Source organism: Rhodanobacter lindaniclasticus (genome assembly GCF_004799035.1).
In the GTDB taxonomy this organism is placed as follows: Bacteria; Pseudomonadota; Gammaproteobacteria; order Xanthomonadales; family Rhodanobacteraceae; genus Rhodanobacter; species Rhodanobacter lindaniclasticus.
Map to the genome: position 1 here is coordinate 80,866 of NZ_MWIO01000008.1, position 21,719 is coordinate 102,584.

Annotated in this window: 18 protein-coding genes and 1 tRNA gene; all 19 read right to left on the minus strand. The window is 65.2% G+C overall.

Annotated features, from left to right (window positions below; translation table 11 throughout):
- Positions 1-118: 118 nt before the first annotated feature.
- Positions 119-2,224 (minus strand): polyribonucleotide nucleotidyltransferase, encoded by a 2,106-nt coding sequence (gene pnp, locus B1991_RS02635; RefSeq protein ID WP_136257157.1) that lies wholly within the window; start codon positions 2,222-2,224, stop codon positions 119-121.
- Positions 2,225-2,307: 83 nt separating this feature from the next.
- The gene (rpsO, locus tag B1991_RS02640; RefSeq protein WP_136257158.1) at positions 2,308-2,577 is read right to left on the minus strand and encodes a 30S ribosomal protein S15; all 270 of its coding nucleotides are present in this window, start codon (positions 2,575-2,577) and stop codon (positions 2,308-2,310) included.
- A gap of 157 nt (positions 2,578-2,734) precedes the next feature.
- On the minus strand, positions 2,735-3,673 hold the full coding sequence (truB, locus tag B1991_RS02645) for a tRNA pseudouridine(55) synthase TruB (protein WP_136257159.1): 939 nt from the start codon (positions 3,671-3,673) through the stop codon (positions 2,735-2,737).
- Positions 3,674-3,698: 25 nt separating this feature from the next.
- Positions 3,699-4,082, minus strand: coding sequence for a 30S ribosome-binding factor RbfA (rbfA, locus tag B1991_RS02650; RefSeq protein WP_136257160.1), 384 nt, complete (start codon positions 4,080-4,082; stop codon positions 3,699-3,701).
- A gap of 145 nt (positions 4,083-4,227) precedes the next feature.
- Positions 4,228-6,993, minus strand: coding sequence for a translation initiation factor IF-2 (gene infB, locus B1991_RS02655; protein WP_136257161.1), 2,766 nt, complete (start codon positions 6,991-6,993; stop codon positions 4,228-4,230).
- A 134-nt stretch (positions 6,994-7,127) separates the two neighbouring features.
- Positions 7,128-8,633: a transcription termination factor NusA gene (gene nusA / locus B1991_RS02660; RefSeq protein ID WP_136257162.1), complete on the minus strand. Its 1,506-nt coding sequence runs from the start codon at positions 8,631-8,633 to the stop codon at positions 7,128-7,130.
- Positions 8,634-8,733: 100 nt separating this feature from the next.
- On the minus strand, positions 8,734-9,261 hold the full coding sequence (locus B1991_RS02665) for a ribosome maturation factor RimP (protein ID WP_168709562.1): 528 nt from the start codon (positions 9,259-9,261) through the stop codon (positions 8,734-8,736).
- 176 nt (positions 9,262-9,437) lie between these two features.
- Positions 9,438-9,514: transfer RNA gene (locus tag B1991_RS02670), tRNA-Met, on the minus strand.
- Between the two features lie 90 nt (positions 9,515-9,604).
- Positions 9,605-11,059, minus strand: coding sequence for an NADH-quinone oxidoreductase subunit NuoN (nuoN, locus tag B1991_RS02675; RefSeq protein ID WP_136257164.1), 1,455 nt, complete (start codon positions 11,057-11,059; stop codon positions 9,605-9,607).
- A gap of 12 nt (positions 11,060-11,071) precedes the next feature.
- Positions 11,072-12,577, minus strand: a complete 1,506-nt coding sequence (locus B1991_RS02680) for a complex I subunit 4 family protein (RefSeq protein WP_136257165.1) — start codon at positions 12,575-12,577, stop codon at positions 11,072-11,074.
- A 14-nt stretch (positions 12,578-12,591) separates the two neighbouring features.
- Positions 12,592-14,619, minus strand: coding sequence for an NADH-quinone oxidoreductase subunit L (nuoL, locus tag B1991_RS02685; protein WP_136257166.1), 2,028 nt, complete (start codon positions 14,617-14,619; stop codon positions 12,592-12,594).
- A gap of 4 nt (positions 14,620-14,623) precedes the next feature.
- A complete protein-coding gene (gene nuoK, locus B1991_RS02690; protein WP_136257167.1) occupies positions 14,624-14,929 on the minus strand; it encodes an NADH-quinone oxidoreductase subunit NuoK in 306 nt (101 codons plus the stop codon).
- Positions 14,926-15,582 (minus strand): NADH-quinone oxidoreductase subunit J, encoded by a 657-nt coding sequence (locus B1991_RS02695; RefSeq protein WP_136257168.1) that lies wholly within the window; start codon positions 15,580-15,582, stop codon positions 14,926-14,928. The genes nuoK and B1991_RS02695 overlap by 4 nt, the downstream gene beginning before the upstream one ends.
- 9 nt (positions 15,583-15,591) lie before the next feature.
- Positions 15,592-16,083, minus strand: a complete 492-nt coding sequence (nuoI, locus tag B1991_RS02700; RefSeq protein ID WP_136257169.1) for an NADH-quinone oxidoreductase subunit NuoI — start codon at positions 16,081-16,083, stop codon at positions 15,592-15,594.
- Positions 16,084-16,086: 3 nt separating this feature from the next.
- Entirely contained in the window at positions 16,087-17,139 is a 1,053-nt protein-coding gene (gene nuoH, locus B1991_RS02705) for an NADH-quinone oxidoreductase subunit NuoH (protein WP_136257170.1), read from the minus strand.
- A gap of 5 nt (positions 17,140-17,144) precedes the next feature.
- Positions 17,145-19,469, minus strand: a complete 2,325-nt coding sequence (gene nuoG, locus B1991_RS02710) for an NADH-quinone oxidoreductase subunit NuoG (protein WP_136257171.1) — start codon at positions 19,467-19,469, stop codon at positions 17,145-17,147.
- Positions 19,470-19,596: 127 nt separating this feature from the next.
- Complete coding sequence (gene nuoF / locus B1991_RS02715) at positions 19,597-20,907, minus strand: NADH-quinone oxidoreductase subunit NuoF (RefSeq protein WP_136257172.1); 1,311 nt, start codon at positions 20,905-20,907, stop codon at positions 19,597-19,599.
- Positions 20,907-21,473, minus strand: coding sequence for an NADH-quinone oxidoreductase subunit NuoE (gene nuoE, locus B1991_RS02720; protein ID WP_136257173.1), 567 nt, complete (start codon positions 21,471-21,473; stop codon positions 20,907-20,909). Before nuoE ends, nuoF begins: the two co-directional genes overlap by 1 nt.
- Positions 21,474-21,636: 163 nt before the next feature.
- A partial coding sequence (locus tag B1991_RS02725) for an NADH-quinone oxidoreductase subunit D-related protein (RefSeq protein ID WP_136257176.1) occupies positions 21,637-21,719 on the minus strand: 83 nt, incomplete at its 5' end.

Sequence of the window (21,719 nt, forward strand, 5' to 3'; positions counted from 1 at the left end):
GCATCCTCGTGCAAGATGCATCCATCCTAGCAAAAGCGTGTTGCACAAAATCGCCGGCGCCGGAACGAACAAGGCCCGGCATCGGCCGGGCCTTGCAGGAAACATCTCGGCGCGAGGTTCAGACGCTGGCGCGCTCTTCCTCGGTCACCGCCTTCATCGACAGGCGGATGCGGCCCTGCTTGTCGACTTCCAGCACCTTGACCTTGACGATGTCGCCTTCCTTCAGCTTGTCGGAGACCTTCTCGACGCGCTCGTCGGAGATCTGCGACACGTGCACCAGGCCATCCTTGCCCGGCATGATCGTGACGAATGCGCCGAAGTCCATCAGCTTGGCGACCTTGCCCTCGTAGATGCGGCCCGGCTCGACGTCGGAAGTGATCTGCTCGATGCGCTTCTTCGCCGCTTCGCCCGCCTCGCGATTGACCGAGCCGATGATGATGGTGCCGTCATCGCTGATGTCGATCGTGGTGCCGGTCTCTTCGGTGATCGAACGGATGGTGGCGCCGCCCTTGCCGATCACTTCGCGGATCTTGTCCGGGTGGATCTTGATGGTGATCAGGCGCGGGGCGAACTCGCTCATCTCGGTGCGGGCGGAGCTGAGTGCCTTGCCCATTTCGCCGAGGATATGCAGCCGACCGCGCTTGGCCTGCTCCAGCGCCACCTTCATGATCTCTTCGGTGATGCCGTCGATCTTGATGTCCATCTGCAGCGCGGAGATGCCTTCGGCACTGCCGGCCACCTTGAAATCCATGTCGCCGAGGTGATCCTCGTCGCCCAGGATGTCGGACAGCACGACGAAGTCGCCGCCTTCCTTGACCAGGCCCATCGCGATGCCGGCCACCGGCGCCTTCAACGGCACGCCGGCATCCATCATCGCCAGCGAGGAACCGCACACCGAGGCCATCGACGAGGAGCCGTTGGACTCGGTGATTTCCGAGACCACGCGCACCACGTACGGGAATTCCTCGATGCTGGGCTTGACCGCCTGCACGCCGCGCTTGGCGAGGCGGCCGTGACCGATCTCGCGACGCTTCGGCGCACCGAAGCGGCCGGCTTCGCCCACCGAGAACGGAGGGAAGTTGTAGTGGAACAGGAACGGGTCCTTCGACTCGCCGCCGGGGGCGTCAATGATCTGCGCGTCACGCGTGGTGCCCAGGGTGATGACGACCAGCGCCTGGGTTTCGCCGCGGGTGAACAGTGCCGAACCGTGCGTACGCGGCAGCACGCCGACACGGGCGGTGATCGCGCGCACGTCGTCCAGCTGGCGACCGTCGATGCGCACCTTGGTCTTCAGCACGCTGTCGCGCATGGTGTGGTATTCGAGTTCCTCGAACTCCTTGGCCATTGCGGCGGTGGACCAGCCGTTCTCCTCGGCCTGCGCCTTGAGCCCGGCCAGCACGTCGGCCTTGATCGCGGCGATCGCGTCGCGACGCTCCAGCTTGTCGCGCACCTGGAAGGCGGTGGCCAGCTGATCGCCGACCGCACCCTTGACGGCGGCGACCAGCGACTCGTTGCGCGCCGGTGCCTGCCAATCCCACGACGGCTTGCCGGCCTCGGTGGCCAGTTCGGCGATGGCGCGGATTGCGGTCTGCATCTGCTGGTGGCCGAACATCACCGCGCCGAGCATGACGTCTTCGGACAGCAGCTTGGCTTCGGATTCCACCATCAGCACGGCACCGGCGGTGCCGGCGACGACCAGGTCGAGGTCGGAAGTCTTCAGCTCGGTCTGCGAGGGGTTCAGCAGGTACTTGCCGTTGGCATAACCCACGCGTGCGGCACCGATCGGGCCCTTGAACGGGATGCCGGCCAGGCTCAGCGCGGCGGAGGCGCCGAGCAGGGCCACGATGTCGCCGTCGACTTCAGGGTTCAGCGAGACGACCTGCGCGATGACCTGCACTTCGTTCTTGAAGTCGTCCGGGAACAGCGGGCGCACCGGGCGATCGATCAGGCGCGAGGTCAGCGTCTCCTTCTCGGTCGGACGGCCTTCACGCTTGAAGAAGCCGCCGGGAATGCGGCCGGCGGAATAGAACTTCTCGACGTAGTCGACGGTGAGCGGGAAGAAATCCTGGCCTTCCTTCTGCTTGGTCGCAGCGACCGCGGTGACCAGCACCACGGTGCCGCCCATGCTGGCCATGACCGCACCGGATGCCTGGCGGGCAATTTCGCCCGTCTCCAGCGTGACTTCGTGATTACCGTACTGGAATGACTTGGTTACTTTTGCCACGTGACTGTTTCCTGATCTGATTTGGAAAAGGCGCCCGCGCACGGGCGCTGCTTGATCCTCGCGTCCGCGAACGGCGCTCAGCGTTACCGGCGCAGGCCGAGGCGTTCGATCAGGGTCTGGTAGCGCGCAAGATCGCGATCCTTCAGATAGCTGAGCAGGCGCTTGCGCTGGTTGACGAGCTTGAGCAGGCCACGACGCGAGTGGTGGTCCTGGATGTGATCCTTGAAGTGACCGGTGAGATGGTCGATGCGGGCGGACAGCAGGGCCACCTGGACTTCGGTCGAGCCCGTATCGTTCGGCACGCGGCCGAAATCAGCAATGATCTTGCTGGTCTGTTCTGCGGTAAGGGACATGGTTGTACGTTTCCTTGAAAGGCGATGCGAAGCTTGCGCTTGCATCATCGCGAGATGACACAAGCGCAAGCTTCGCCCTGGTTGGAGTGAAAGCGTTGAAATAACTTGTCTATTCTACTGATGCCGATGGTGTTACAACAAGTGCGCAGCCCGCTTTTCAGGCAAATCCGCCCGCTGGCGGCAGGTTGAAGCCGCGCAGGATGCGGCTGCGACGCAGGTCGTCCAGTTCGAGCACGGCAAGCAAGGCACCATCAGGCGCGAATGCCGCGCAGCGGCCGACGGGTACCGATGGGTCAAGCTGAATCGGCTGGCCGCGTGAAATGGCCATCGCCTGCGCCTCGCCCAGGTGAACCGATGGCAGGTCGCACAGGCCCTCGGCCACCGGCAGCAGATGGCGCAGCAACGCCTCGTCGCCCTGCTCCGCCGCCTGTTCGAGTTCGGCCATGGTGACCATGTGCGGATTGCGGAAGGGATCCACCCAGGTGCGCCGCAGCGCAGTCAGGTGCGCACCGCAACCCAGGGTCGCGCCCAGATCCGTCGCCAGCGATCGCACATAGGTCCCCGAACCGCATTCCACCAGCAACTGCAAGGTATCGCCGTCGCGGGAGAGCAGCTCCAGCCGATGCACGACCACGTCGCGCGCCGGCCGCTCCACCGATTCGCCGCGGCGCGCCTTCACGTACAGCCTTTCGCCATCCTGCTTGAGCGCCGAATACATCGGCGGTACCTGCCGGATCGCTCCGCGCAACGGCGCCAACGCGGCTTCGATCAGCCCGGGGTCGAGTCGGGGCACCGGCTGGCGTGCGGTCACCTCGCCCTCGCGGTCGCCGGTGTCGGTGCTGATGCCAAGCCGGCATTCAGCCAGATAACCCTTGCTGGCGCCGAGCAGCGTGCCGGCCAGCTTGGTCGCCTCGCCGAAACACAGCGGCAACAGACCACTGGCCAGCGGGTCGAGGGCACCGGCATGGCCGCCCTTGGCCGCGCGCAACAGCCGGCGAACGCCCTGCAGGGCCTGGTTCGAGCTCAAGCCGATCGGTTTGTCGAGCAGCACGATGCCGTGCAGGTCGCGGTACTGGATGCGAGACGGTTTGCTCATTCGTGCCGAAGCCGTGCCGCTCGACTCAGACCGCGCTGGCGTCATCGTCCGGCTTGGGTGCATCCGCCTGTTCGCGCAGCAGGCGATCGATGCGCTCGCCCTTGTCGACCGAATCGTCGTACTTGAATTTCAGTTCGGGCACGCGCCGCATGCGCATGCCGCTGTGCGCCAGCGCGTGGCGGATCTCGTGCCCCATCTGGTTGAGTGCCTTCACTGCCGGCAGGCCTTGCTCCGGCACCAGTGCGGTGACCCATACCGTGGCCCAGTCCAGGTCCCGGGTGATCTCGACATCGGAAACACTCACCGACGGCAAGCCATGGTCGCGCACCGCGGCATGCACCAGCAGGCCAAGCTCACGGCGCAACTCGGCTCCGATGCGGTCAGTACGTTTGAAATCGCGGGAAGGCATAAGAAAGCTCCGAAGGACAACGTCCCTTCTCCCTCCGGGAGAAGGTGCCCCGAAGGGGCGGATGAGGGTTCGGGCCCGCCCGAGGCTTCGGCGGAGACGTGAACCCTCACCCCAACCCCTCTCCCGGCGGGAGAGGGGCTCAAAGTCAAAGCGTGCGGGCCACTTCCGTGCGCTCGAAGCATTCGATCTGGTCGCCGACCTTGACGTCGTTGTACTGCTTGACCGCGATGCCGCACTCCATGCCGCTGCGGACTTCGTCGACGAGGTCCTTGAAGCGGCGCAGCGATTCCAGCTCGCCCTCGAACACCACCACGTTGTCGCGCAACACGCGGATCGGCTTGCTGCGCTTGACGTGGCCTTCGGTGACCATGCAACCGGCGACGGCACCGAACTTGGAGCTGCGGAACACGTCGCGCACCTCGGCGATGCCGATGATGTCTTCGCGCACTTCCATGCCGAGCAGGCCGGTGGCGGCCTGGGTGACCTGGTCGATCACGTCGTAGATGATCGAGAAGTAGCGCACGTCCAGGCCGTTGGTCTCGATCACCTTGCGTGCCGAAGCATCGGCGCGCACGTTGAAGCCGATCACCAGCGCCTTGGAAGCGGCGGCGAGCGTGGCGTCGGATTCATTGATGCCACCCACGCCGGAGGACACCACGTTGACCCGCACGCGCTCGTTGCCGATCTGGGTCAGCGACTCGCGCAAGGCCTCCACCGAACCCTGCACGTCGCCCTTGACGAGGATGTTGAGCGTCTGCTGCTCGTCGCCCTGGCCCATCTTGGCGATGATGTCTTCCAGGCGATTGCTCTTGCTGACCATCCGCGTTTCGCGCCGCTTGAGCTCGCGCTCCTGCGCCACTTCACGGGCCAGCCGCTCGTCCTCGACGCAGACGAAGTCGTCGCCGGTCTCGGGCACGCCGGACAAGCCGAGCACCTGCACCGGGATCGACGGACCGGCCTCATCCACCTGCTTGCCGGACTGGTTGATCAGCGCGCGCATGCGGCCGTATTCGACGCCGCAAACCACGAAATCGCCCTTGCGCAACGTGCCCTGCTGCACCAGCACCGTCGCCACCGGACCGCGACCGCGATCCAGGCTCGACTCGATCACCACACCGGAGGCGCGGCCATCGGCCACCGCCTTGAGCTCCATCACTTCCGCCTGGATCGAGATCGCGTCGAGCAATTCCTCGATGCCCATGCCGGTCTTGGCCGACACCGGCACGAACTGCACGTCGCCGCCCCAGTCTTCCGGCACCACTTCCTGCGCGACCAGACCCTGCTTGACGTTGTCCGGGTTGGCGCCGTCCTTGTCCATCTTGTTGACCGCCACGATGATCGGCACGTTGGCCGCACGAGCGTGCTTGACGGCCTCGATCGTCTGCGGCTTGACGCCGTCGTCGGCGGCCACCACCAGGATCACGATGTCGGTCGACTGAGCGCCGCGGGCACGCATCGAGGTAAACGCTGCATGACCCGGGGTATCCAGGAACGTGATCGCGCCACGCGAGGTCTTCACGTGATAGGCGCCGATGTGCTGGGTGATGCCGCCGGCCTCACCGGAGGCCACCTTGGTACGCCTGATGTAGTCCAGCAGCGAGGTCTTGCCGTGGTCGACGTGGCCCATGATCGTCACCACCGGCGGACGGGTGACCTTCTCGCCCTCGAGCTCGGCATTCTGCGTATGCGCCGCCAGCGTCTCCTCGGCGTTGTTCTGGGTGTCGGCGATCGGGGTATGGCCGAGCTCCTCCACCACCAGCACGGCGGTGTCGTGGTCGACGGTCTGGTTGATGGTCGCCATCACGCCCATCTTGAACAGCGCCTTGACCACTTCGGAGCCCTTCACCGCCATCTTCTGGGCGAGGTCGGCGACCACGTTGGTATCGCTCACCACCACCTCGCGCACCACCGGTGCGGTGGGCCGGGAGAATCCATGCGTGCCGCCGGCCACGCCGCTGCCGCGCGAGAGCAGGTCACGGCCGCCGCTGCGTCCACCCTTGCCGCGCTTGCTGCTGGACGAGCGACGCGCACGATCGGCTTCGCTGAGGTGCATCTGGCCACCGGCGAAACGCTTGCTGCCGTCACGCTCATGCTTGTTGCCGACTTCCTCGCGCTCGCGAGCATGCCGCGCCTTGCCGCGCGCGGCATCGGTCGTGGTCGATGCAGGCGCCGGTGCGGGGGCCGGGGCCGGCGCGGCGGCCGGCTTGACCAGCTTTTCGCGCTTGCGCGGCTCATGGATGCGCGGAAGGATCATGCCCAGCTCCCGCTGGTCGATCCGCTGCACGCCCGATTCATCCGCTGTCGTCTCATCGACGGCGACCATCTCGTCCACCGGTGCCTCGGGGGCGGGTGCCTCGGCATCCGCCACGCCTTTTGCCTCGGCGGCCGCTTCCGCGCGCTGCGCCTCTTCCTGGCGCTGCTGTTCGTCGATTTCGCGCTGCCGCGCGTCCTGCGCGCGGCGCTGCTCGGAATCCAGCCGCTCGCGCTCCTCGCGCTCGCGCTGCTGCTGCGATTCCTGCAGCTTGCGCACGGCCTCCTCGCGTTCGGGTTCGGCGCTGGCCTCTTCGGCAATCACGCTGCGCTTGACGTAGGTGCGCCTGGCGCGCACTTCCACGTTCACCGTCTTGGCGGGGCCGGCGGCGCCACGACCGCCGGAGCCGGCCACCTTCAACTCACCCACCGTGCGTCGTCGCAGGGTGATCTGGCGCGGTGCCGCGTCCGCGGCTTCGGCTGCTGCCTCACCCTTGCCGTGGGTTCGGCGCAGGAAACCCAGCAACTTCACCTTTTCGGTGCTGCTGATGACCTGTTCCTGATCGGAGAATTTCATGCCCGCTTCCCCAAGCTGCGTCAGCAGCTTGTCGACCGGCATGCCCAGTACCTGGGCGAGTTGTTTGATCGTGACGTCCGACATTCTGTTCTCTGCTCCGCCGTTCCCGCGCTTGTCATTGCGTGCGGCATGATGATCGCCGCCCTTTCCATCCCTGGTGAAGAACCCCGGTGGGCTCTTCCCGGCGGTACCCTTCCAGGGCGCCGCCGTGCCCGCGCTCAGCCACCCTGCTCCAGTCGCGCGATCATCGGCGCGCGTGCAGCCATGATCAACGCCGCGGCCCGTTCCTCATCCATGCCCTCGATGTCGATGAGGTCGTCCACCGCCAGGTCGGCCAGGTCGTCCACCGTGCTGACTTCGCGCGCGGCCAGCGCGTAGGCGGTTTCTTCATCCATGCCCTCCAGCGCCAGCAACTCGGCGCTGGGCTGGTGCTCGTCGACACCCTCCTCCACCGCCAGCGCCTCGGTCAGCAGGGCATCCCGCGCGCGCGCGCGCAGCTCCTCGACGATGTCCTCGTCGAAACCTTCCACGGCCAGCAGCTCGGCGCTGGGCACGTAGGCGATTTCCTCGATGCTGGAGAAACCTTCCTGCACCAGGATGACCGCGATCTCCTGGTCGACCTCGAGCTTGTCCATGAACAGGACGCGTGCCGCTTCCTGCTCGGCCTCGCTCTTGGCGGTGACCTGGTCCTGCGTCATCACGTTGAGCTGCCAGCCGGTCAGCTTGCTGGCCAGGCGCACGTTCTGGCCGCCGCGACCGATCGCCTGGGACAGCTTGTCCTCGGCCACCGCGATGTCCATCGAGTGCTTCTCTTCATCCATGATGATCGACTGCACTTCGGCGGGCGCCATCGCGTTGATGACGAACTGGGCCGGGTTCTCGTGCCACAGGATGATGTCGACGCGCTCGCCGTTGAGGTCGTTGGACACCGCCTGCACGCGCGAACCGCGCATGCCGATGCACGCGCCGATCGGATCGGTGCGGCTGTCGTGGGCGAGCACGGCGATCTTGGCGCGGTCGCCCGGATCACGGGCGCAGCCCTTGATCTCGACCAGGCCCTGGCCGACTTCCGGCACCTCCAGCTTGAACAGCTCGATCATGAACTCCGGCGCGGCGCGCGACACGAACAGCTGCGGGCCGCGAACCTCGGACTTGACCTCGTAAAGATAGCCGCGCACGCGATCGCCCACGCGCGCCGATTCGCGCGGAATGGTCTTGTCGCGCGGGATGAATGCCTCGGCGTTGCTGCCCAGATCCAGATAGATGTTGCCGCGCTCGACGCGCTTGACGATGCCGGTGACCAGCTCGCCGACGCGGTCGGCAAAGGCATCCACCACCTGCTGGCGCTCGGCTTCGCGCACCCGCTGCACGATCACCTGCTTGGCCGCCTGCGCGGCGATGCGGCCGAACTCGGCGTTCTCGATCCGTTCCTCGATGTACTCGCCGACCTGGGCGTCGGAGCGCTCGTCCAGCGCGTCCATCAGACGCAGCTGATACGCCGGGGATTCCATCTCGCCGTCGTCGGCGATGATCTCCCAGCGGCGGAACGTCTCGTATTCGCCGGTTTCGTGATCGATGGACACCCGGATATCCGGCTCCTCGTCCGGATAGCGCTTCTTCGCGGCGGAGGCCAGGGCGGCCTCCATCGCGTCAAAGATCACGTCCTCCGACACGCCCTTTTCATTGGCGACCGCGTCGACGACCAGCAAAAGTTCTTTGCTCATTGCACAAGCTCCGTAGGCGCCCGTCCGGATGCCCGATAATTGATTGTCGCGCCCGTCCGGAGCGCAAAACCCGTGGAACGCGGCCGCAGGGCCGCACCAATCACTTTTTCCTGCCGCCGGGCTTGGGCTGCGGCGCGTAGCCGAGCGCGACCCAATCCGGCACAACACGTGCGCTCTCGACCTGACCGTGGTCGAACTCGAAGATCCGGCCTTCCGCTTCGAGCGAAATGTGTTCGCCTTCCACCACGGCCAGCTTGCCGCGCAGGCGACGCCGACCTTCCAGTGGCACCTTCAACAGCACCTTCACTTCCTGCCCCGCGGCCTTGCGGAATTGCGCGGCGGTGAACAGCGGCCGGTCGATGCCGGGCGAGGAAACCTCCAGCACGTAGTGACCCGGGATGGGATCCTCCACGTCAAGCAGGGCCGACAATTCGCGGCTGGCCTTCTCGCAATCCTCGATGCCGACCTCGCGACGCTCCTCGGACGTGCCTTCACCTGCCTCAAGCAGATCCAGGTAGACGCGCAGGGTACTCTGCCCCTGCGACGGAGTGAACTCCACGCCCAGGCACTCCAGCCCGAGATCGGCCAGTACTTCGCTGAATCGCTGTGCCAGAGCCTGGGTATCCATCACGTCACCTGAACTGGGGTCGCGGAAACAAAAAATGGGCTCCAACGGCCCATTTCCCTGCTCGCCGATAATCGTCCTCGTGCCACTTCCCGTACCGCGCCCTGGGCGCTGCGCCGCGCATCCCTGCGGCCAACAAAAAAGCCTCACGAGGAGGCTTTCTTGCATCAAGAAAGATCTGGTAGCGGGGGCAGGATTCGAACCTGCGACCTTCGGGTTATGAGCCCGACGAGCTGCCAGACTGCTCCACCCCGCATCAGAGTCCACGAAGTTTACCGGGATGGCGGGTTTCTTGCAAGCACGAAGATCGTCGCCATTGCCGGGAAACCACCCGCCAACCTCGGCATCAGACGCCGAATGCGCGCTGGCACCACGCCAGCAGCGGCCCCCAGTACAGGCCCAGCGCAAGCAGGGCCAAGGCATTCACCGACAACACCACACGCAGCGAGGTGTCGGTCTTGACCTCCACCACCGCGCCTTCCTCCGGCGCATCGAAGTACATCGCCTTGATGACGTACAGGTAGTAGTAAAGCCCGATGAAGGCCGTGACGACGCCGACGATGGCCAGCCACAGCATGTCGGCGTGGATCGCCGCCTCCAGCACCAGCACCTTGGCCCAGAAGCCGAACAGGGGCGGCACGCCGGCCAGCGAGAACATTGCCAGCAGCATCAGGAACGCCATCCACGGGGCCTTCTGGTTCAGACCCTTGAAATCGCTGATCTCCTCGCATTCGAACCCGGCGCGGGCGAGCACCAGCATCACGCCGAACGCCGCCGCGCTCATCAGCGCATAGCAGATCACGTAGAACAGCGCCGCCGAATAGCCTTCCGGGGTTGCCGCCGAGAGGCCCAGCAACACGTAGCCCATGTGCGAGATGGTCGAGTACGCCATCATGCGCTTGAAGTTGGTCTGCACGATGGCGACCAGGTTGCCGATCACCAGCGATGCAGTGGCCAGCGCGGCCAGCATCGGCTGCCAGTAGCGGCTGAGATCACCCATGCCGACCTCGAGCAGGCGCCAAGCCAGGCCGAAAGCCGCCAGCTTCGACACCGCGCCGATGAAGGTCGTCACCGGCGTTGGCGCGCCGTGGTAGACGTCCGGCAGCCACATGTGGAACGGTGCGACGCCCAGCTCGAAACCGATGCCCACCAGCATGAATATCAAGCCCAGCAGCAGCAGCTTGGGCGCCGTGGTGTAGGCCATCACGCCGTGCAGTTGCGCCAGATCCAGCGTCGGCGTGCCGCCCATGCCGGACGCGCCGTAGACCATCGACATGCCGTACAGCAGCATGCCGCCGGCCAGCGCGCTCAGCACGAAATACTTGATCGCCGCCTCCGGCGGCAAGCGGGCGTCGCGGTTCAGCGCGACCAGCGCGTAGGACGACAGCGACAGCAGCGCCAGGCCGAGGTAGATCGTCACCAGATTGCCGGCCGATACCATCACCATCACGCCGAGCACGGCAAAGATCATCAACGCGTAGAACTCGCCGCCGAACAACTTGCGGTCGATCATGTAGGGCCGCGCGTAGACGAACACCACCGCGGTGATGCCCAGCGCGAAGACCTTGAGGATCTCTGCCACGTGGTCGCGCACGAACATGCCGTTGAACGCGGTGGCGGTCTGCTCGGGCTGGCCGGCGACCACCAGGTAGATCGCCACCAGCAGCACGACGATGGAGATCCAGTGCAGCTGCGGGCGCTGCGCCGGTTTCATGAACGCGTCCAGCAGCAGGATCAGGCACACCGCCGCCACCAGGTAAAGCTCCGGCAGCAGGGTCAGGATGTCATAGAGAGTGGGCATGTTCGCTTCTGCTCAGATCTTGTGGACGGCAAGTTGCTGCACCAGGTGCGCCACCGAACTGTCCATCAGGTGGATCAGCGGCTGCGGCCACACGCCGATGACCAGGACCGCAACGGCAAAGCCGATCAGCACCCAGGTTTCCCGCGCGGTCATCGGCGTCATGTGCCTGACGTGCTCGGTGGTCACCGGGCCCCACAACACGCGCTTGACCAGCCACAAGGTGTAGCCGGCACCGATGATCAGGGTGAACGCGGCAAACAACGCGATCCACGGACTGGCGCTGAAACTGGCCAGGATCACCATGAACTCGCCGACGAAACCGCTGGTTCCCGGCAGGCCGCAGTTCGCCATCGCGAACAGCACGTAGAAGAGGCCGAACCACGGCATCATGTTGATGACGCCGCCGTAATCCCTGATCTGGCGCGTGTGGGTGCGGTCGTACATCACGCCGATGCAGGTGAACATGGCGCCGGAAACGAAACCGTGCGAAATCATCTGCACCATCGCGCCCTGCATGCCCAGGCTGGCCATCTCGGTGTTGCCACTCTCGCGTACCAGCATGAAGGCCATGAAGATGCCGAGGGTGACGAAGCCCATGTGCGCCACGGACGAATAGGCCACCAGTTTCTTCATGTCCTCCTGCACCAGCGCGACGTAACCGATGTAGACGATGGCGACCAGGCTGAGCACGATGACGATCCACGCGAAGTGCGCACCGGCATCCGGCGTGATCGGCAGCATGAAGCGCACCATGCCGTAGGTGCCGATCTTCAGCATCACCGCGGCCAGCCACACCGAACCGCCGGTGGGCGCCTCGACGTGGGCATCGGGCAGCCAGGTGTGCACCGGCACCATCGGCACCTTGATCGCGAAGGCGATCAGGAAGCCGAAGAACAGCCACGCCTGTTCCTTCATCGTCAGCGGCAAAGCGGCCAACGTCGCCAGATCGAACGTGTGCGCCTTCTGGTACAGGTACAGCAACGCGATCAGCATGAACACCGAACCGGTGAACGTGTAGATGAACAGCTTCAGCGTTGCGTACACGCGCCGCGGGCCGCCCCACATGCCGATCAGGATGTACATCGGGATCAGCACCGCCTCGAAGAAGGCGTAGAACACCAGCGCGTCGGTGGCGCAGAACACGCCGATCAGCAGGCCCTCCAGCAACAGCATGCAGGCCATGTACTGGTGCGGTCGGTTCTGGATGACCTTCCACGCACCGGCGATGACCAGGATGCCGACGAAGGTCGTCATCAGGATCAGCGCGACGGAGATGCCGTCCACCGCCAGGGTGAAATGCACGCCCCAGGTGGCGATCCACACATGGGTTTCCTGCAGCTGCATCACCGACCCTTCCGGGTCGTAGCGCAGCAGCCACAGGCTTATCACGAAGGTCGCGATGGTAATCAGCAGCGCCAGCCAGCGCGCCAGCATGGGCCGGGCGGAGCCGGCCAGCAACACCGGCACCGCGCCGACGATGGGCAGCCAGATCAGCAGACTGAGAAGATGATTGAACATGGAGCCTGCTTCCCCTAGTTGCCGAACAGTCGATAGCCGCCAAACAGCACGATCACGCCGATGATCATGGCGAACGCGTAGTGGTAGAGGTAACCGGTCTGGAGTCGCCGCATCAGCGCCGCGCCACGATGGACCAGTCGCACCGACCCGTTCACCGCCACGCCGTCGATCATGCCGGCGTCGCTGAACTTCCAGAACAGGCGCCCGATCTTCTGCCCGCCGCTGGCGAACAGCGCGTACTCCACTTCATCCGCCCAGTACTTGCGGTCGAGCACGGTCCACAACGGCTTGAGCGCCTGCTTGATCCGGCCGGCCAGCGCGGGATTGAACACGTAGATATAGGTACAAATCACGAAGGCCACCACGACCAGCAGGAACGGCAGCTGGGTGAAGCCGTGCAGGGCCATCGCCGCCGCGCCGTGGAACTCCTGACCCAGTTCGGCCAGCACATTGTTGGCCTCGTCCACATGGATCGCGCTGCCGAACCAGTTGCCGAACAGCATCGGCGCCACGGTGACGTAACCGATCAGCAATGAGGGGATCGCCAGCAGTACCAGCGGCACGGTCACCACCCACGGCGACTCTTTCGGCGCATGCGCCAGCACGCCCGGCTCATGGTGGTCGTGGTCGTCATGACCGTGACCATGCGAGGCGGCGACCGTAAAACGTTCCTTGCCGTGGAAGGTCAGGTACATCTGGCGGAACGTGTACAGGCCGGTGACCAGCGCGCCGGCCATCACGCAGAAGTACGCATAGTTCGCGCCCCAGCGATGCGACAGACCGACTGCCTCGATGATCGCGTCCTTGGAGTAGAAGCCCGAGGTAAACGGCACCGCCACCAGCGCCAGCGAGCCGATCCACATGGTGATCCAAGTGATCGGCATGTACTTGCGCAACCCCCCCATGTAGCGCATGTCCTGCTCGTGGTGCATGGCGATGATCACCGAGCCGGCCCCGAGGAACAGCAGCGCCTTGAAGAAGGCGTGGGTCATCAGGTGGAACACCGCGCCCGAGTACATCGACACGCCCAGCGCCACCGTCATGTAGCCGAGCTGCGACAGCGTCGAGTACGCCACCACGCGCTTGATGTCATTTTGGACTATGCCGATCAACCCGGTGAACAGCGCGGTCGTGGCGCCGATCACCAGCACGAAGCTCAGCGCGGTCGAGGACATCTCGAACAGCGGCGACATGCGCGCCACCATGAAGATGCCGGCGGTGACCATGGTCGCGGCATGGATCAGCGCCGAGATCGGGGTCGGGCCTTCCATCGAGTCGGGCAGCCACACGTGCAGCGGTACCTGCGCCGACTTGCCCATGGCGCCGACGAACAGCAGGATGCAGATCACCGTCGCAGCATCCCACTGCGTGTTCGCCGTGATCTGCAGGGTCTGGCCGGCCAGCGCCGGGGCCGCGCTGAACGCACCGGCGTAATCCAGCGTGTGCAGGAAGGTCAGCACCGCGGCGATGCCCAGCAGGAAGCCGAAATCGCCCACGCGGTTGACCAGGAACGCCTTCAGGTTGGCGAAGATCGCGGTCGGCCGCTTGTACCAGAAGCCGATCAGCAGGTACGACACCAGGCCCACCGCTTCCCAGCCGAAGAACAGCTGCATGAAGTTGTTGCTCATGACCAGCATGAACATCGAGAAGGTGAACAGCGAGATGTAGCTGAAGAAGCGCGTATAGCCCGGGTCGTCGCGCATGTAGCCGATGGTGTACAGATGCACCACCAGCGAGACGAAGCCCACCACCACCAGCATCATCGCGGTGAGGCGGTCCACCATGAAGCCGACACTGGCGTTGACCTGTCCGATCTGGAACCAGGTGTAGAGGTTCTGGTTGTAGTTGTCCGCGCCACCCAGGGTGAGCTGGTACAGCACCTGGAAGGACAGCGCGACCGACACGATCATGCACGCGATGGTGACGGTGTGGGCGACCGCGCGACCCGCGCGGCCGAGGAACGGGCTGACGAAACCAGCCACCAGCGAACCAAGCAGTGGCGCCAGTGCGATGGTCAACAGGACGCTCGTGGAAAGACCCATGGGTTCAGCCCTTCATGCTGTCGATGTCGGCGATGTTGATCGTGCTGCGCGTACGGAACAGCAGGACCAGGATCGCCAGGCCCACGGCAGCTTCCGCCGCAGCCACGGTGAGGATGAAAAACACGAACACCTGCCCCGACACGTCGCCCAGGAAGCGCGAGAACGCGACAAAATTCATGTTGACCGCAAGCAGCATCAGCTCGATCGACATCAGCAGCACGATCACGTTCTTGCGGTTGATGAACAGCCCGGCCACGGCAATGCAGAACAGCACGGCGCCGAGCACGATGTAGTGTGCGAGCGAAATCATGGCTTGGATTCTCCTGCGGTGCCTTCGTCGGCGGAGGCCGACGACGGGCGTACGGCGTCCATCTTCACGATGCGCACGCGATCGCGCGGATCGACCCTGACCTGCCGGCTGGCGGACTCGTAACGTGCGCCGCGACGCTCGCGCAAGGTCAGCGCCACCGCGGCCACCAGGCCCACGGTAAGCACCAGCGCAGCCACCTCGAACGGCAGCAGGAACTTCGTGTACAGCGCCTGGCCCAGCCATGCGGTGTTCGACACGCCGGTCACCGCCGCCGGATCAACCCCCAGGTCGTGCGCATGCATCGCCCGCACGCCAATCAGCCCGAGCATCTCGACCAGCATCACGACCGCCACGATCACGCCGACCGGCAGGAACTTCACGAAGCCCTCGTGCATTTTCTCCAGGTCGATGTCGAGCATCATCACCACGAACAGGAACAGCACCATCACCGCGCCGACGTAGACCACCACCAGCGCCAGGGCGAGGAACTCGGCATCCAGCAGCATCCACAGGCAGGCTGCGCTGAAGAAGGTGAGCACCAGCGCCAGCACGGCATGCACGGTGTTCTTCAGCGTGATCACCGACAGCGCGGAGGCCACCGTGACGAGGCTGAAGGCGTAGAAGCAGATGAGTTGCAGCGTTTGGGGATTCATCGTGAGGCCTCAGCGGTACGGTGCATCTTGCGCACGATCCGCGGCGATCTGCTGTTCGAAGCGATCGCCAATGGCGAGCAGTTGCTGCTTGCTCACCACGTTCTCGCCGCGATTCTCGAAGTGGTACTCGTGGATCGAGGTCTCGACGATCGAGTCGACCGGGCAGCTCTCCTCGCAGAAACCGCAGTAGATGCACTTGAACAGGTCGATGTCGTAGCGCGTGGTGCGGCGCTGGCCGTCGCTCTCGCGCGGAGCCGAATCGATGGTGATCGCCAGCGCCGGGCACACGGCCTCGCACAGCTTGCAGGCAATGCAGCGCTCCTCGCCGTTCGCATAGCGGCGCAACGCATGCAGCCCGCGGAAGCGGTTCGACTTCGGAATGTGCTCCATCGGGTAGCGCATGGTGTACTTGGGCTTGAACATGTAGCGAATCGTCACGCCCATGCCGGCGACCAGTTCGGCCAGCATCAAACTCTTCAAATAACGGGTTACCACGTTCATGGCTTACGCTCCCACCCCGATGCTGACCAGGTCGTAGTACTTCAGCAGACCGGCGACGAACACCCAGGCAATGGCAATGGGGATGAAGACCTTCCAGCCCAGGCGCATGATCTGGTCATAGCGGTAGCGCGGGAACGTGGCGCGGAACCACAGGAAGAAGAACGACATCACGAACGCCTTGATGAACAGCCAGATGAAGCTGCCGGCCCCCAGCCAGCTGATCCAGCCGGGCGCGTCGGCGGGGATCCAGCCCTGCAGCGGGCTGAGCCAGCCGCCGAGGAAGAAGATCGCCGACAGGAAGCTGACCAGGATCATGTTGGCGTATTCGGCCAGGAAGAAGATCGCGAAGGCCGAGCCGGAATACTCCACGTGGAAGCCCGCGACGATCTCCGACTCGCCCTCGGCCATGTCGAACGGCAGGCGATTGGTCTCGGCCACGCCGGAGACGAAATAGATCACGAAGATCGGCAGCAACGGCAGCCAGAACCAGTCGAACAGGCCCTTGCCGCCAGCCTGCGCGTTGACGATCTCGCTGAGGTTGAGGCTGCCGGCCAGCACCATCACGCAGACCAGGCACAGGCCCATGGCCAGCTCGTAGGAGATCACCTGGGCTGCCGAACGCATGGCACCGAGCAAGGCGTAGCGCGAGTTGGACGCCCAGCCGGCGATGATGATGCCGTACACCCCCAGCGAGGTCATCGCCAGCAGATAGAGGATGCCCGCGTTGGCATTGGAGAGCACCATCTTGCCGCTGAACGGGATCACCGCCCATGCCGCCAACGCCGGTACCAGCGCGATCAGCGGCGCCAGGAAATACAGGAAGCGGTTGGCCTTGGTCGGCAGGATCACCTCCTTGATCAGCAGCTTCACCACGTCGGCGAAAGCCTGCAGCACGCCACCGGGGCCGACCTTGTTCGGCCCCATGCGCACGTGCATCCAGCCGATGACCTTGCGCTCCCAGTACACGAACATCGCCACCGCGATCACCAGCGGCAGCACGATGCACAGAATGTAGATCAGCGGCCACATGACCTGGTTGATGAGTTGATCAGCCATGATGCCTATGCCTTGCTCAAGGTGATGGCTGCGCCGTGCGGCGGCAGCGTGGCGGTAAGGTCGTGGGCCGCCTCGATCCACACGGCACCGTCGGGTACGGCCGCATCGACCAGCACCGGCAGCTGCACCTCGCCGATGATCGCCCTGGCGCCGTCGGACAGCCCTTGCCGCCCGGCTTCGGTCTCGTTGAGGCGGATCGCCGGCGCCCGATTGAGCGGATGGGCGTTGAGCGCCGTCGCCCGGCGCAGCACGGCGTCCATGCGATAGATCGGCCACGTGGCCAGGCGGACGAGGCCGGCAACCGGCGCACGCGCCGACAGCTCACGACCCGGCGCGGGCGGGCGCTCGCTGATGCCGTCGCGCAAGCCGGCGATGTCGTCGAATTCGAAGCCCGCCAGCTGCATGCCGCCGCCCAGGGCGCGCAGCACCTTCCAGCCCGGCCGTGCCTGACCCGGCGCCTTTGCCCCCGCGATCACGCCCTGCGCCAGCCCGTCGACATTGACAAGAGTCGCATCGGTTTCGGCCGGCAGGGCGATCGGCAGGATGACGTCGGCAACCTCGCGCAACGCGGTACCACCGAAGGCGCTGAAGGCCACCACCTTGTCCGCGCCACGCAGCGCCTTCAGCGCCGCGGCGCCATCGGCAAAGTCATGCGGCGGCTCGACACCGTACAGCAGATACGCCTTGCGCGGTTGCGCCAACATGGCCTGGGCGTCGAGCCCGCCATTGCCAGGCACCACGCCGAGCCGACCCAAGCCGACCGCGTTGGCGCCCACCGGCACTTCATTGACGCCGGCACCGGTAGCTTCGCCGATGAAGCGCGCGATCGCGCGCAGCCATGAAGCCTGCGGATGCGTCGCGGCGGCCTCGCCGAGAAACACCACCGAGGCACCTGCCTTCAACGCGGCAATCACCTCGCCATCGCCCTGCCCGCTGCGGGCGCCGTCCAGCGCGCCAGCCAGTGCGGCCGGTGCCGTGGCACCGGCCTCCACCGCGGCCTTGGCCAGCGACAGCATGGCATCGACCAGCGCCTGCGGGGCGACCACGGTCTCTCCCGCCAGCTTGTAGTTGAAATCGAAATGCACCGGGTTGACCGCATAGACGCGTGCGCCCTTCTTGGTCGCCTGGTGCAGCCGATGATTGACCAGCGGCAGTTCCTGACGCAGATCCGAGCCGACCAGCAAGGCGGCCTGCACCCGCTCCACTTCGGCAACCGGCGTACCGAACGGCACCGCCACGGCGCGGTCAGCGAAATCGAGCTGGCGCAGGCGGTGGTCGACGTGGGCGCTGCCCAGTCCGCGCGCCAGGCGCATCAGCGAGTCGCCCTCCTCGTTCGAGGTCGCCGGATGCACCAGGATGCCCAGCTCGCTGCCCGGCGCCTTCTTCAGGGCCTCCGCGGCAAACGCCAGGGCGTCTTCCCAGGTCGTGTCGTGCCACTGGCCATCGCGTTTCACCTGCGGAACGTGCAGGCGGTCGGCGACATACATGCCCTGGTGACTATAGCGGTCGCGGTCGGACAACCAGCATTCGTTGACCGACTCGTTGTCGCGCGGCACCACCCGCAGCACCTCGCCGCGGCGCGTGTGCAGCCACAGGTTGGAACCCAGCGCATCGTGTGCGCCTATCGAAGGCTTGGCGACCAGTTCCCAGGCACGCGCCTTGAACTGGAACACCTTGTCGGTGAGTGCGCCGACCGGGCATACGTCGATGATGTTGCCGGACAGCTCGGTTTCCACCGTCTTGCCGATGTAGGTGCCGATGACCATGTCTTCACTGCGGCTCATGCCGCCGAGCTCGTAGGTGCCGGCAATCTCGCTGGTGAAGCGGACGCAGCGCGTGCAGTGGATGCAGCGCGTCATCTCGGTGGCCACCAGCGGCCCGATGTTCTCGTCGGCCACGGTGCGCTTGCGCTCGGTGAAACGCGACACGCTGCGGCCGAAACCCAGCGCCACGTCCTGCAGCTCGCATTCGCCACCCTGGTCGCAGATCGGGCAATCCAACGGATGGTTGATCAGCAGGAACTCCATCACGTCACGCTGATACTGCAGCGCGAGCTTGGAGCGGGTCTGCACCTTCATGCCGTCGGTGACCGGAGTGGCGCACGCGGGCAGCCCCTTGGGCACCGGACGCCCGCCCATCTCCACCTCGACCATGCACATGCGGCAGTTCGCGGCGACCGGAAGCTTGCGGTGATAGCAGAAGCGCGGGATCACGATGCCGACGGCATCGGCCGCCTCGATGATCATCGCGTTCTTGCGGATCTGCACCGGCTTGCCGTCGATCTCGATGCTGACCAGATCGGGCGCGGTGCTGGTTGGCTGCGTACTCATGCAGCAAATCCTCTTGAAGCCGGGAATGGGGAGTCGGGAGTCGAGGCGCGGAGCAGCGGCCGCATGGCCGGCTGCGACCCTCGCCCGCCGGCAACCGGCCCGCGACCCGCGTGTGCGAACACCGCGCTCATGCGCCCGCTTCCGCGCGCGCGTCGACGATCGAGTGTCCGTGCTCCACGTAGTACTCGAATTCGTTCCAGAACCGGTTCAGGAAACCCTGCACCGGCCATGCCGCCGCCTCGCCGAACGCGCAGATGGTGTGACCCTCGATCTGCCCGGCGATGGCTTTCAGGCGATGCAGGTCTTCCTGCGTACCCTTGCCTTCGACGATGCGGGTCAGCACGCGGTACATCCAGCCGGTACCTTCGCGGCACGGCGTGCACTGGCCGCAGGATTCGGCCTTGTAGAAGCGCGAGATGCGCTGGCAGACCTTGACCATGCAGGTGGTCTCGTCCATCACGATCACCGCGCCGGAGCCCAGGCCGGAACCGGCCTTCTGCAGACAGTCGTAGTCCATCGTGCTTTCGAGCATGATGTCGGCCGGCAGCACCTTCATCGAGGAACCACCCGGGATCACCGCCTTGAGCTTGTGACCGTTGCGCACGCCGCCGGCCAGTGCCAGCAGATCCTTGAACGAGGTGCCGAGGCGGATCTCGTAGTTGCCGGGGCGATTGACGTGACCCGACACCGAAAAGATCTTCGGGCCGCCGTTGTTCGGCTTGCCGAGGTTGAGGAACCAGTCGGCGCCGTTGCGCAGGATCGCCGGCACCGAGGCATAGGTTTCGGTGTTGTTGATCGTGGTCGGCTTGCCGTACAGGCCGAAGTTGGCCGGGAACGGCGGCTTGAAGCGCGGCATGCCCTTCTTGCCTTCCAGCGACTCCATCATCGCGGTCTCTTCGCCGCAGATGTAGGCGCCGGCGCCGAGCGCGGCATGGATGTCCACGTCGATGCCGCTGCCCTGCACGTTCTTGCCCAGCAGGCCGGCGGCATAGGCTTCCTTCAGCGCGGCCTCGAAATGCTCGAACGGCTCATGGTGGAACTCGCCGCGCAGGTAGTTGTAGGCCACGGTCGACCCGGTGCAATAGCAGGCAATGGCCAGCCCCTCGATCACCGCATGCGGGTTGTAGCGCAGGATGTCGCGGTCCTTGCAGGTGCCCGGCTCGGATTCGTCCGAATTGCACAGGATGTACTTCTGCATCGTGCCCTTGGGCATGAAGGACCATTTCAGCCCGGTCGGAAAGCCGGCGCCGCCGCGACCGCGCAGGCTGCTCTTCTTGATTTCCTCGACCAGCGACGCCGGATCGGGTTTCTCGGCGAGGATCTTCCGCCACGCCTTGTAGCCGTCGACCTGCTCGTAGCTTTCCATTGCCCACGGCTTGTCGAAATGCAGGGTGGTGTAGACGATCTGGTGTTCCTGGGGTGCGGGTCCGACGGCCATCAGTGACTCCCCTCCGCACCGTGGGCGGCCGGACCGTCGAGGGTCAGTCCATCCAGGATCGCGTCGAGCTTTTCGGTGGTGAGATGTTCGTGGTAATGCCCGTTGACCGTGGCCACCGGGGCGTACACGCAGGCGGCGATGCACTCTTCCTCGGCTTTCAGGTAGATGCGGCCATCGGGCGTGCTCTGCCCCAGCTTGATGCCGAGCTTCTCTTCGCAATGGCGGACCAGGTCCTCGGCGCCATTGAGCCAGCACGAGATGTTGGTGCAGATCGCCACGTTGTTGCGACCCACCGGCCGGGTTTCGAGCATCGAGTAGAAGCTCGCCACCTCATAGGCCCAGATGGGCGGCACGTCCAGGTACTTCGCCACGGCGGTGATCAGCTCGTCAGTGAGGAAGCCGCGGTTCTGCTCCTGCGCGCCGAACAGCGCCTGGATCAACGCCGAGCGTTTGCGATCCGGCGGAAACTTGGCCACCCATGCGTCGATATGCTTGCGCGTGTACTCGGAAAGCACGACGAGCGGGTCGACATGCTTCACCTGGTTGTAATTGCCGGTGGCTTTCATGGGTGAAACTCCGGGGACGGGGACGGGGAAACGGGGAATGGGGTAACGCCACTCCGCATCACGATCCCGGCTCCATGACAACGATGACTCTTCAAGGCACGACGGGTGGAGCCGCTGCTGCGCGCCCCGTCGATTCCCGGTGCCCGATGCCCGATTCCGCCGCTCATCGGTCCACCTCGCCGAACACCAGGTCATAGGTGCCGATCATGGCCACCACGTCGGCAAGCATGTGGCCGCGCACGACGG